At 60.1% G+C, this 12,826-nt stretch carries 7 protein-coding genes; all 7 read right to left on the reverse strand.

Going from position 1 to position 12,826, the window contains the following annotated elements; translation table 11 throughout:
- Nucleotides 1-15 precede the first annotated feature (15 nt).
- The 7 genes from F8N43_RS13060 to aspA all read right to left on the reverse strand — a co-directional run bounded on the left by F8N43_RS13060 (nucleotide 16) and on the right by aspA (nucleotide 12,813).
- Complete coding sequence (locus F8N43_RS13060) at nucleotides 16-4,599, reverse strand: dermonecrotic toxin domain-containing protein (protein WP_150653888.1); 4,584 nt, start codon at nucleotides 4,597-4,599, stop codon at nucleotides 16-18.
- A 150-nt stretch (nucleotides 4,600-4,749) separates the two neighbouring features.
- Nucleotides 4,750-5,850, reverse strand: a complete 1,101-nt coding sequence (locus tag F8N43_RS13065; protein WP_150653889.1) for a polyamine ABC transporter substrate-binding protein — start codon at nucleotides 5,848-5,850, stop codon at nucleotides 4,750-4,752.
- A gap of 13 nt (nucleotides 5,851-5,863) precedes the next feature.
- Nucleotides 5,864-6,895 carry a histone deacetylase family protein gene (locus F8N43_RS13070; protein WP_150634589.1) on the reverse strand — a complete coding sequence of 344 codons (1,032 nt, stop codon included), beginning with the start codon at nucleotides 6,893-6,895 and terminating at the stop codon, nucleotides 5,864-5,866.
- A 247-nt stretch (nucleotides 6,896-7,142) separates the two neighbouring features.
- A complete protein-coding gene (locus F8N43_RS13080; protein ID WP_150653891.1) occupies nucleotides 7,143-8,138 on the reverse strand; it encodes an AraC family transcriptional regulator in 996 nt (331 codons plus the stop codon).
- A gap of 158 nt (nucleotides 8,139-8,296) precedes the next feature.
- Nucleotides 8,297-9,301, reverse strand: a complete 1,005-nt coding sequence (locus F8N43_RS13085; RefSeq protein WP_150653892.1) for an asparaginase — start codon at nucleotides 9,299-9,301, stop codon at nucleotides 8,297-8,299.
- Between the two features lie 138 nt (nucleotides 9,302-9,439).
- The gene (locus tag F8N43_RS13090; RefSeq protein WP_150634552.1) at nucleotides 9,440-10,888 is read right to left on the reverse strand and encodes an alanine/glycine:cation symporter family protein; all 1,449 of its coding nucleotides are present in this window, start codon (nucleotides 10,886-10,888) and stop codon (nucleotides 9,440-9,442) included.
- Between the two features lie 500 nt (nucleotides 10,889-11,388).
- Complete coding sequence (gene aspA / locus F8N43_RS13100; protein WP_150634554.1) at nucleotides 11,389-12,813, reverse strand: aspartate ammonia-lyase; 1,425 nt, start codon at nucleotides 12,811-12,813, stop codon at nucleotides 11,389-11,391.
- Nucleotides 12,814-12,826 lie beyond the last annotated feature (13 nt).

The raw sequence follows: 12,826 nt of genomic DNA on the forward strand, positions 1-12,826 counted from the left end.
AACGCGACGCAAGCCTTACGATTTTGAGGCCGATGGCAGCACCTTTGCGAAGAACAGGGCCGTCGCCAGTTGTGGGCTGATTTCGCTGCGATAGATCGAGATCGCATGGAGATCGTCATTCGCACTGCGAGCTTCGAATGCGCCGCCCAGCAGCCGTTGCTGCACGGTTTTCAAATGCGCCGCGGTGAAGGTTTGTGCGGGCGATGCGGGCTCTGAATAGTGAAAGTGGGCATACCACAGAACATTTTTGCTGGTGTGGTCACGGACTTCGTATTCCTCGAGGTAGTCTTTTTTGCGGCTTTTGAGCAAACGTCGGCCGGGGTTCTTGACGATGTCGACTTGACCTTCGCTTTGCAGCCACTGAACACGTTCTGCCGTAGGCGGCTGCAGCTTGGTCATGCTGATTCGCGTTGCGCGGCCCTGGCTGTAGAGCCGGGTTGCTCCGTCATTCAGCTGCTTGGCCAGTGTGACGGCAGATCCCGGACCGTCATCGACGGAGTTGCTGGCAATCAGCGCTTCGTCGATAGCCTTGGCGACCTCCTGCAATCGATGGGCTTGCTGATGGAACATCTCTTCGATTTCCACGGGTATTCGCCGCGGTCCTTTTGAATGGGCGTCCGTTCGGCGAATGAACGCCTCCAGCCCGTTCAGCAATGCCTGACCCTGAACAATGCTGGCACTCAAATCAGGTAGGACGACGACGGGGGAAACCGCTTTCGCGGCGACTCTTTCAACCCATACACCCGGGGTTTTCTCATGAAATGTCGAAATGACTTTGCCCGTCAGCGTCGAGGTAACGTCGACCAGTTCTGATCCGTCCGCCCCGGAACCGGCGCGTAGCTGGCCGACCACCGTGCCGTTGTAGCGAGTCTTGATGATGCGCTTGGCGGGAGCGGTCGGCAGGCGGGAAGGGCCAGGTTGTGGCTCGAGCGCCTGACGCTCTCGCAGCAGACTCGCCAAGTGCTTCACGGTGCGTTGTTGAAACGCGTCGATACGTTGGCGCATCAGATCGAGCGGTGGTTGCAGGAACTGGCCGGGAAACTCGCCAGGCAGATCGATGATGCGCTGGTCGGTAATCGTGAGTTGCTCCACCAGATCACTGAGCCCTTCGATTCGCTCCGGCAAGCGCAACACTTCTTCGTCGGCGGCCAGATCCAGTGAAGCCTGAATGGCGAGCGCTGCGTTTTCGACGACGGTCTCCAGCGCCGGGCGTGCTTCGTGTGGGGCTGCAACAGAGGTCTCGAGGCACAACTCCTGGCCCAGTGTGATCTGGAACAGTTTGAGGTCCTGTAAATCGAACGACGGCATATTGGCCTTGACGTCGCGAATCACTTCCACGGCTTCTTTACCGAGCAGGTTCAGTTGCTCGAAGCGCGAATGCGCGAACTCGATTTTCTCGATGTAGCCTTCGGTCAGATCGCTCGTGAGTTGATAGGTCTGTCGGGCGGCCTGCGTGTTTTCCGTTGGCTCTGTGTCGAGAAGATTGAGGGACAGGCGCATCTGATTTTCGAAAACAGGACGCTGGTGGTTGAACCATCTTTCCAGCAGCGCTAACTGAAAATCCAGGCGGCTGATCATCGCCTTTCGGAAATTCGGGATGGCCTCGCGAGCATTGAACGCTTTCATCTGTTCAATGTTGGTGCTGATGAATGCCATCTGCGCGTCGAGCATTTCAAGGTACAAGCGACGATGGCTGTCGGTGGCGGTGGGGGCCTTCGCGTTTTTTTCTGCTTCTTTGAGCTCGGTTTCCCGACTTTTGGCCTGGCCCTCGAACGCGATCATTTGCTGTTTCAGTTCAGCCTGGCGCTGCCTGTTTTGCTGTTCCAGCCGTTGCCTCTCCTTGCCCCCGCCCCTCAGTCTCAGTCGCGTATCGATAAACCATTCGCCTTTGGCGTTCTTGACCAACAACGGCCCGCTGCGTGTGGGGGACTGGCGTGAGTCAATGATCTGCACGTCGTGATTGTCGTTGAGGGTCACTTCGAACCAGCGCTGGCCCACCTTCGCATACCATTTTCCGTTAAGTGAATTGAGGTGTTGGTGAGGGCCGGGCGCGCTGGAAGCACCGGCCAGGTCTTTGGGTTCGGCGATGGCCAGTTCATCCAGCAAGGTGCCCAACGCTACGGGCGGTAACGTAGCGACAGCGTGCAGAGACGTCTCATGGGTGTGAGGCAGTTGATTGAGGTCGGGCAGACGCGTGACGGTGATTTCCTGCGCCGGTTTGATGTCCGTTGTGACCGGTGGCCCGACGTTCTCGACCCGCCGCGAGACCGGTTTTTGGCGAGCGGCAGCCCGATGGGCCAGCACCATGCCGAGCGTCAACAGCAAGTCGGTCAGGGCGGACCAGGCGGATTCGCTGTCGTCGTTCTCTTTGGCATCGGTGATGGCCTGCAAGTCGTCCATGATCTGCCAGATCCACCCGGCAACCCCGGCAGTGCGACCAAGAAAGGGCAGTGCGACGTTGAACAGCATCCATGCGCCGTGCTTGAGCGTTGCCCAGCGAGCTTGGGCGTTGGACACCGATTGCCGGTCAGCCAGGGTCATCATAGCGTTGGCGTTGGCTTTGAACAGCGGCGCCAGTGAAGCGTCATCAAGGGCTGCCGCACTGAGCGACACCGCGCCCATTTTGCCCAGCGCTGAAGTGGGGTCGACCAGCAATTGGGTCAGGGTCCAGACTGAAGGCAATTCACCGCAAAACACGTACTGGGAATAGTTGAAGCGCACGTCGTCGGCCAGCCACGCCAGGACTGATTGGCGGAGGGGCTTTTCGTGTTTGATCGCATACAGCAGATTGGCTTCACTGGGGTACTGCGTCAGCGAGGGGACGAGCAATGGCCGGTAGAGGAGACAGGGGCCCTGATCAGGGGACTTCGGACCGATGACGAACATGTTGGCGACTTCGTCGCCCTTGCTGTCGGCGCGATCGCCGGTGATGAAGGCCAACGGGCGAATGACAATCTCCTGTCCGTTCACTCGGCGGTCGGTCGCGTTTTGCTGCAGGGCTGCGTTGACGTACTGGTAGCCTCTTTCATCGATACCGGCTTCGCCGCGCATCTTGTGTTGCAGCGCCTGCAACGGCAACTGGGTGCGTAAATGACGCGTGTAGAGCGCTTGCCGGCGCGCTGTTTCTTGCGAGTCATCAAGCAGCTTGCGCTTGATCAGTGCCGGGTAAACTGCGCCGATATCCACCTGGGTGACGAGGTTCTCCAGGTAGGCGGGCGTCATCCAGACGGGCACCGGGTCGCCGTTTTTGTACTGCACTGTCTTGTTACCCAGCGGAACGGCAATCAGGTTTTGCAACGCCAGCTCGATCAGCGACAAGGTGAAGGTCTGCGTTTTGCCGGGTATCACGATTGCGCCCAGCACGATGACGCTGGTGATGCTGATTTGCACGTCCTCAAGGTTCAGGTTCGCTGCCGCTGGATGATCTTTGATCATCTGTTCTCGCAAGGTGTGCAAGGCGAAATCCGGCAGTGAAGCGATGCCTTCGTCGAAGGTTTTTCCAGCGTCCTGCTCCCGCAACTGCGCCAGGTCCATCAGGTGGCGGCTGTAACGGGTCAGGTCCGCGGACGATGCGTTTTTCAGCCAGTCTGTCAGCAACCCCTGAACCTTGTTGAAACGCGACGAGGGCAAGGCTTCAAATTCTGTGAAGCTTTTGGCTGCCGCGCTGATGTGCGGTGAAAGCCTCGTTGGAGCGGTGCTCCGGAAGGAATTGAAGGTACCGATGGCTTCTGCTTCAAGTGCGATCAGTGCACAGGCCTGATGATGAAAGAAATTGCCCTCGGGTTCGTACAGGCGCCATTGCAGCGTCTGCTCGGTGCTTGACGTCCCAGGATGTGCGAACAATGTTTCACCCAGTGCCGCAACAGAGTCGTAGTGCTTGAAGCCTTCGGCAATCGAGTGCGTCAGCACCAGGGTTCGGGTGCCCAGCGTGCCCACGAACACGGCGATCTCCATTACACGCAGATGTTCGGTCACCGCGTTTGCTGTGCGTTCGGTGTCGATCAAACAGGCCTTGGTCAGGTACTTGTCCTGTAGGCGCCGTGTGGCTCGATCCGGATCATTGAACACGGCACGGGCCATGGCTTTTTGATCGGCATCCCAATCCGTGGCCTCATCGAGATTCCAGAGGTCCTGCAGCGCCTGTGAGAGCTGATGCCAGCGCGGGATCGAAGGGCTTGTCTCATGATTCCAGTAATCAAGTTGCTGTTGCTGGTAGGCAATGAACAGCTGCGAAGCGAGCGTATTGATCAGCGATCCGATGGCAGTAATGTTTACCGGCAGTTGAGCCGGCGGGTCAACGCCCGGTTGCAGGGTCAGGAAATGCTCGCCATCGATGAGTGTCACCGTGGAGTCCGACAGCCCGATCCGCACCAACACGTCGGTGAGCGATTCATACAGATTACTGCCGGGCACGACATCGTCGCCGGTCTCGACCCAGGTCGGGGTGACGACCGTGGCGAGCGTCGGATCAATCTTCAACTGCGGATAGAGCGCGTTGAGCGCAGGCGCCAATGCAGTCGCTGCAACCTCTCTGATCGAGGGGCCGGTGACCAGTTGGGTCAGTATGTTTTCTGCACTCGGGGAAGCGGTGTCGGGCATGGTCGTTTCCTGATTGAGGATGCGCCGCTGTTGATTGCGCAGCGCTGGATCAGGTGACGGTATCGGGCGACCTCACAGGCCTGGCGGTACATAAATATCGCAGGCAAAAAAAGACCCGCATCACGGCGGGTCTTCGGTTTTCAAGGGGTTTCAGGTCCCTGACTTGATTTTGGTCCAGGCGCGCGTGCGTGCACGTTCGGCATCACGCGGCAGTGGTTGCAGGGTGTAAAGCGTGCCCATCGCCGCTTCGGTCGGGTACAGGTTGGGATTGTTGCGGATCGCCGGGTCGACCAGTTCCGTGGCGTCCTTGTTCGGGTTCGGGTAACCGACGAAGTCGCTGACCGGCGCGATCACCTGCGGTTGCAGCAAATAGTTGATGAAGGTGTAGGCGTCTTCCGTGTTCTTCGCACCCTTCGGAATGGCGAGCATGTCGAACCAGATCGGCGCGCCCTCTTTGGGCAGGCGCATGTCGACGATCACGCCGTTCTTGGCTTCCTTGGCGCGGTTGGCGGCCTGGGAGAAGCTGCCGGAATAACCGACCGCGACGCAGATGTCACCGTTGGCTATGTCGGCCATGTACTTGGAGGAGTGGAAGTAAGTGACGTACGGCCGGATTTTCATCAACAGCGCTTCAGCCTTTGCGTAGTCCGCCGGCTTCTTGCTGTTGGGGTCGAGGCCGAGGTGTTGCAGGGCCAGCGGCAGGATCTCCGACGGCGAGTCGAGCAGGGCGACGCCGCACTGCTTGAGCTTGCTGATGTTTTCTTCCTTGAAGATCAGGTCCCAGCTGTCCACCGGCGCGTCGGCGCCCAGCGCGGCTTTGACTTTGTCCGGGTTGAAACCGATCAGGATGGTCCCGTACATGTACGGCACGGCGAATTTGTTGCCCGGATCGTTGGCTTCGATCAGCTTCATCAGCTTCGGATCGAGGTGGTTCCAGTTCGGCAGTTTGCTGCGGTCCAGCGGTTGGAAAACGCCGGCCTCGATCTGCTTGGCGAGGAACACGTTGGACGGCACCACCACGTCGTACCCGGAGTTGCCGGTCAGCAACTTGGCTTCCAGCGCTTCGTTGGTGTCGAAGATGTCGTAGACCAGTTTGGTCTGGGTGTTCTGTGCCTTGAAGTCTTCCAGCGCTTTGGGGGTGATGTAGTCGAACCAGTTGTAGACGCGCAACGTTCGCTCTTCGGCGTGAGCGGCCCCGCTGAGCACCGTGGCGCACAGGGCGGGGACGATAAGACGCTTGAGTCTGTTCATTATTGTTGTTTCCTCATTGAGCGCTTTCAAAACCTTCAAGAACGTTCACCGCGTTGATACCGATTTCTTCGACCGCGTAACCGCCTTCCATCACGAACAGCGTCGGCACGCCGAGTTTCGCAATGCGCTCGCCCATCGCCAGGTAATCCGGGCTGTCGAGCTTGAATTGGGAAATCGGATCGTCCTTGAACGTATCGACGCCCAGGGACACGACAACGATGTCGGCGCCGTACTTTTCGATCTCTTTGCAGGCGTGTTCCAGCGCTGCGCTCCAGGTGTCCCAACCGCTGCCGGCGGGCAAAGGGTAGTTGAAGTTGAAGCCTTCGCCCGCGCCTTCGCCCAGCTCGTCTTCATAACCGAGGAAGAACGGAAATTCGGCTTCCGGATGGCCGTGGATCGAAGTGAACAGCACGTCGCTGCGCTCGTAGAAAATCGATTGGGTGCCGTTGCCGTGGTGGTAGTCGACATCGAGGATCGCGACTTTCTGGTGGCCCTGATCGAGGAAGGCCTGAGCGGCGATGGCGGCGTTGTTGAGGTAACAATAGCCGCCCATCAAGTCGCTGGCGGCGTGGTGTCCCGGTGGACGGCACAACGCGAAAGCGCTGCGTGCGCCGCGCTGGATTTCTGCCTGGGCGGTGAGCGCCACTTGGGCTGCGCTGTACGCTGCTTGCCAGGTGCCGGCGGTAATTGGCGCACCGCCGTCGAAGCTGTAATAACCCAGTTCGCCATGCAGGCTGGTGGGTTTGATGCGACGCAAGGTGCGGGCTGGCCAAGTGTAGGGCAGCAAATCGCCGTCGGTGTTGAATTCGGTCCAGCGCGCCCAGGCGCCTTTGAAGAAGTCGAGGTAGTCGCGGCTGTGGATGCGCGCGATCGGGTCGAGGCCGAAATCCTTCGGCACTTCTACCGGGCCGAGCTTCTGGTTTTGCACCCGTGCCAGTACATGGTCGGCGCGCGAGGGCATTTCGAAGCAGGGCTTGAGTTGCCCGTCGATCAGTTCACAACGGCCGTGGTGCAGGTGGTGATCATCCGAGTAGATCGTCAGCATTTCTTGTTCTCCGCAGGCTGATTCGGTTGAACACAGTCTTGCGGCGGATGGCGATTCGGAGAACGGCAGGAAAGGCCAAAAGGGGATCGATATGGCCAAAATAGTTGACCGAAATTCGCCCCTTGTTGGCAAGGGGGTGGACCGACCCTGTGGGAGCGGGCTTGCCCGCGAAGGCAATATTTCAACCGATGATGCTGTGTCGGAGGTACTGGCCCCTTCGCGGGCAAGCCCGCTCCCACAGGGTTTGTCAGTGCGGCCGGAATTGGCTGGGTGCGACCCCGCTCCAGCGCACAAACGCATGGCGGAAACTCGCGGTCTCGCTGAAACCCAGCATTTCGGCGATCCGGTAAATAGGCATCTGATCTTCGCAAAGCATGTGCTTGGCCTGTTCGAAGCGCAGCTCATCCAGCAATTCCTGATAACTGCACCCCAGATCCTTGAGGTGCCGACGCAGGGTCCGCGCCGAGCAATTCATCTGCTCGGCCAACCCTTCGAGGCCAGGAGCCGCGTTGAGCTGAGCACTGAGCAACTGCCGAATCCGCCCCAGCCACGCCTGGCGCCCGGTGAACTCGAGGTTCTGCTTGCGGCAGCGTTCGGCCATGGCTTGATGGGTGATGACATCGGCGAGCGGCAAGGGTTGGTCGAGCCAGCGCTTGTCGAAGGCAAAGGCGTTGTCCCGAGCGTTGAAGTGCAGCGGGCAGTTGAAGTGTTCGGCGTAGGTCGCCTGATAGTCCGGTGCAGCGTGTTCGAAGCGCGCAGCGATCAACGGCAGCGGGTGACCGAGCAGGTCGTCGCAGATGACTTTCAATGACACCAGACAGAACTCGGCATTGAACACCGCCATCGCCGGGCTCTCCCGGTAGTCGGCGGCGACGAACCAGATGCGCTCGCCGTCGTCCTCCAGGCTCAGCTCGAAAAGTGTTCCCAACAGCGCCGGATAACGCATCGCCAGACGCAAAGCGTCACCGAAGGTGGCACTGGTGAGCAGCGCATAGCCGAGCATCCCGTAGCAGGAAACGTGCATGCGCCGACCCAGCTCCAGGCCGATATCACGCTTGAGCGCGACCGCGTTGGCGCAGACCTGCATCTCCTGGTTGGTGGTGATGCGCGTGTCCGCACGGTTCAGGTCCGCTGCGCTGATGCCGCTGCCGGCGAGCAACGCGTCGCTGGATAGGCCTTCGGCCTTGAAGGCGTTGAGCACCAACGAGACGGCGTTGAGGGTGGTGAGGTGGGAGTGGAGCATGGCGGCTTCCAGCCTGGGGATGGCTGGAACGCAGCAAGTTATGTGCCCAATGATGAACCTGTGGGAGCGGGCTTGCCCGCGATGCGGCGGCACATCCAACATTGATGTGACTGACATTCCGCCATCGCGAGCAAGCTCGCTCCCACAGGTTTTGTGTGTCAGCTCAGTTCGCCGCAGAGGTCGAGTTCTACCAACCGACGAATTTCAGCCGCTTCGAGACCCACACCCAGCAAACCATGCAACTTGCCGAACGCCGCCTCACGGGTCATACCGCCGCCCGACAGTACGCCGACGCCGCGCAACCGGCTGCCAGCCTCGTACACATCCAGCTCGACGCCACCTTCATGGCACTGCGTCACCGCGACCACCACGACACCGTTGTCCCGCGCCCGCGAAAGCGCGGCGAGAAATTCGGGGTTGTCGCTCGGCCCGGTGCCGCTGCCGTAGCACTCCAGCACCAGACCCTGGATGCCGCTGTTCAGCACGCCATCGAGTTGCTCGGCGCCAATGCCTGGGAACAGTGGCAACACAGCGACTTTCGCCAGTTGCTTGCTCTGGTTGTAGTTCAACGCTGCTGGCAGTGAAGTCGCCTTCACGCCACCACCCTGACGCTCCAGGCGCTTGAACGGATGCCGACCGAAACTGCGCACCTTTGCGCATCGGGTCGGGTCCAGCAGTTCGCCATGGAAGTACAGATGAACGCCCGGTGCCAAGCCATGGCCCAGCGCAACCAACGCGCCGCCGAGGTTTTCCCAGGCATCGCTGTCGGTCACGCCGGCCGGCAGCATTGAACCGGTAAAGCACACGCGGGCCTGCAGGCCGAGCAGTTGAAAGCTCATGGCCGCCGCGCTGTAGGCGAGGGTGTCGGTGCCGTGCAGGATCAGCACACTGTCGCAGCCCTGCACATCCACTGCATCGACCACGGCCTCGCGCAGTTGCTGCCAATACGCCGGGGACATGTTGGCGCTGTCGATCAGCGGTGACATCTCGCGAAAGCGCCACTGCGGCACCACCAGCTCTGGCTGGCTGTGCAGGTATTCGCGCATCCGCGCTTCAAAACCGGATGCGGGTGCCAGGCCATGTTCGCTGGCTTGCATGCCGATGGTGCCACCGGTGTAGAGCACCATGACGTGCTGGGCGGCGGGAAAGGAATTGGGAACCATGGGGAAGTCTCCGCAAGAGATGACATGTGGGAGCCAGCCTGCTGGCGATGACGGTATGTTAGACACTAATGCGTCAACTGACAGTCTGTCATCGCCAGCAGGCTGGCTCCCACAGGTTGTGCACCCTTCGTTTACCGATCAGCGTTGCGCTGCGGGTACGCCTTGGGGCTCGGCTTGAGCCTTGGTGGCGGCTGGCGGGTTGGCTGGCCAGGCGTTCAGGTCCAGGTCCAGATCCGGGAACTTGCTCGAATCGAACACCGGTGTCTTGATCCCGGCAGCGCGCTGGTCATCGTAGTCGCGCAGGATGCGCATGCCGACCTTGAACAGCAGGAACAGCGCAATCAGGTTCACGAACGCGAGCAGGGTCATGGTGATGTCGGCAAACGCGAACACCGTGCCGAGGTTCTCGATCGCACCCCAGAAAATCAACACCAGTACCAGTGCGCGGTAGCCGATCAACGCCTTGCGGTTTTCACCGATCAGGAAGCGCAGGTTGCTCTCGCCCAGATAGTAGTTGTAGAGAATCGAGGTGAACACGAACAACGCCAGTGCCACGGAGATGAACATCCGGCCCCAGTCGCCCACGACAGCGGCGAGCGAGTTCTGGGTCAGGGCAATGCCGTCGCCTTCGAAGCCCGGGGTGTAGAAGCCCGAGAGCAGGATCAGCAAGGCGGTGCAGGTGCAGATCACGAAGGTGTCGAGGAATACGCTGAACGCCTGAACCACGCCTTGTGCCACCGGGTGCTCGACCGACGCGACTGCTGCCACGTTGGGCGCACTGCCCAGGCCCGCTTCGTTGGCGAACACGCCACGCTTCACGCCCATGACGATGGCGCTGCCGATCAGGCCGCCGAAGGCCTGGTCGAGACCGAAGGCGCTTTTGACGATGGTCATCAGCATCGCCGGTACGTGGTCGAATTGCAGCACGATCACGTAGATGGTCACGCCGATGTACACCAGGGTTTTCACCGGCACCAACAGGTCAGCGACCTTGGCGATGCGCTTGATCCCGCCGATGAACACCAGGCCCAGCAACACTGCCAGGGCCAGGCCGGTCCAGGTGGTATCGAAGCCGAATGCGTTGTTCAACGAGTGCGTCACGGCGTGGGATTGCAGGCCGTTGAAGGCAAACCCGAAGGTCACCAGCAACAGGAACGCCATGATCATGCCCAGCCAGCGTTTCTGCAGGCCGTGCTGGATGTAATAGGACGGGCCGCCACGGTAAGTGCCGTCGGAATCGCAGCGCTTGTAGAGCTGGCCGAGGGAACATTCGAAGAAGCTGCTGGACATGCCGACCAGTGCGGTCACCCACATCCAGAACACTGCACCTGGCCCACCGAGGGTCACGGCAATGCCGACACCGGCGATGTTGCCTGCACCGACGCGGCCGGCAAGGCTGAGCATCAGGGCCTGAAACGAGCTGAGTTGACCGGCGCTGCTTTTGAGGCTGTCGCGGAACACCGCGAACATGTGGAAGAAGTGACGCAATTGAACGAAACGCGAGCGGATCGTGAAGTAGCTACCGAGCCCGACAATGAGCACGATCAGTACTTTCCCTGAGAGGAAGTCGTTAATGACTTCGAGCATGGATTATTCCTCGCTGTTTTTTGTGTAGGCAAATGCTGGGCGGTCGGAAACATCGCGTTACACCGGTTTGCGCACGGCAAAACAGGCGAGGCGAAGGTTCGTCCCGATTTCATATTGCGGGTTTGTTATTAGTTCGGGTTTCGCATGGGTTTGGGCCTCGTTACCGACGACCGCTCACGCGAAGAGGGGCGGCACTATACCTATGAGAGTGCCGTCCGTCTGCACGGTTGTGGTGCATCCGATGAAACGAAGCCTTTGAAACACCTGACGTTGATGGCGCCTGGTTCTTGTGGGAGCGGGCTTGCCCGCGATGCAGGCACCGCGGTTTATCAGGAACTCCGCGTTATCGTTCATCGCGGGCAAGCCCGCTCCCACAGGTTCTGTGTTTGCTTGTAAATAGTTAAAAAAAAGGGCCTGGGGAACAAATCCCCAAGCCCTCAAAAGGTGAGAGGTGTCTAGTCCCTCGACCTGGTGAGTGGTGCTACAAGTAACGCGTCGGATCAGGCTTTAAGCGGAACCAGACGCGGAGCGATCATGTTTTCCGGGCGCAGGATGTCGGCGAGCATTTCTTCGTCGAGCAAGCCTTCTTCGCGCACCAGTTCCAGCACGCCGCGGCCGCTTTCGAGGGCGATACGGGCGATGCGGGTGGCGTTTTCATAGCCGATGTACGGGTTCAGCGCGGTGACCAGGCCGATCGAGTGCTCGACCAGTTCGCGGCAGCGCGCTTCGTTGGCGGTGATGCCGACGATGCAGTGCTCGCGCAGCATGTCCATGGCGCGTTGCAGCAGGCGGATCGAGTCGAAGATCTTGAAAGCGATCAGCGGCTCCATCACGTTCAGTTGCAACTGGCCGCCTTCGGCGGCGATGGTCAGGGCCAGGTCGTTACCGATGATCTGGAACGCCACCTGGTTCACGGCTTCCGGGATGACCGGGTTGACCTTGCCAGGCATGATCGAACTGCCCGGCTGACGTGCCGGCAGGTTGATTTCGTTGATGCCGGTGCGTGGGCCGCTGGACAGCAGGCGCAGGTCGTTGCAGATCTTCGACAGCTTGACCGCGGTGCGCTTGAGCATGCCGGAGAACAGTACGAAAGCACCCATGTCGGAGGTGGCTTCGATCAGGTCGGCGGCTGGAACCAGTGGTTGACCGCTGATCAGTGCCAGGCGTTGAACGGCCAGGTGCTGGTAACGCGGGTCGGCGTTGATGCCGGTGCCGATCGCGGTGCCGCCCAGGTTCACTTCGGTCAGCAGCTCAGGCGCCAACGTTTTCAGGCGCGCCAGGTCTTCGCTCAGGGTAGTGGCGAAGGCGCGGAATTCTTGGCCGAGGGTCATCGGCACAGCGTCTTGCAGCTGGGTACGGCCCATTTTCAGGACGTGGTTGAATTCTTCACCCTTGGCGGCGAACGACTGGATCAGGCTGTCGAGGCTGGCCAGCAATGCGTCGTGACCCAGCAGCAGACCCAGGCGGATCGCGGTCGGGTAGGCGTCGTTGGTCGACTGCGCCATGTTCACGTCGTTGTTCGGGTGCAGGTATTGGTATTCGCCCTTCTGGTGACCCATGGCCTCCAGCGCGATGTTGGCGATGACTTCGTTGGCATTCATGTTGGTCGAAGTGCCAGCGCCGCCTTGAATCATGTCCACCACGAACTCTTCGTGGAAATCGCCGCGGATCAATCGTGCACAGGCTTCGCTGATGGCAGCGTGCTTGGCTTCGCTCAGGTGACCCAACTCGCGGTTGGCGTCAGCGGCGGCCTGTTTGACCATGGCCAGGCCGACAACCAGCTTCGGGTAATGCGAAATCGGAACGCCGGAGAGACGGAAGTTGTTCACCGCTCGCAGGGTCTGGATGCCGTAATACGCTTGAGCCGGTACTTCGAGTACGCCAAGCAGGTCTTTTTCTGTGCGGAAAGATGCAGCGGAGGACATGATAGAAATCATC

Source organism: Pseudomonas fluorescens (assembly GCF_902498065.1).
GTDB classification, from domain to species: domain Bacteria; phylum Pseudomonadota; class Gammaproteobacteria; order Pseudomonadales; family Pseudomonadaceae; genus Aquipseudomonas; species Aquipseudomonas fluorescens_BJ.

Coding starts and splice junctions, on each gene's coding strand:
- F8N43_RS13085 (WP_150653892.1), bottom strand. CDS start 9,301: ATGGTTCCCAATTCCTTTCCCGCCGCCCAGCACGTCATGGTGCTCTAC.
- F8N43_RS13060 (WP_150653888.1), bottom strand. CDS start 4,599: ATGCCCGACACCGCTTCCCCGAGTGCAGAAAACATACTGACCCAACTG.
- F8N43_RS13080 (WP_150653891.1), bottom strand. CDS start 8,138: ATGCTCCACTCCCACCTCACCACCCTCAACGCCGTCTCGTTGGTGCTC.
- F8N43_RS13070 (WP_150634589.1), bottom strand. CDS start 6,895: ATGCTGACGATCTACTCGGATGATCACCACCTGCACCACGGCCGTTGT.
- F8N43_RS13090 (WP_150634552.1), bottom strand. CDS start 10,888: ATGCTCGAAGTCATTAACGACTTCCTCTCAGGGAAAGTACTGATCGTG.
- aspA (WP_150634554.1), bottom strand. CDS start 12,813: ATGTCCTCCGCTGCATCTTTCCGCACAGAAAAAGACCTGCTTGGCGTA.
- F8N43_RS13065 (WP_150653889.1), bottom strand. CDS start 5,850: ATGAACAGACTCAAGCGTCTTATCGTCCCCGCCCTGTGCGCCACGGTG.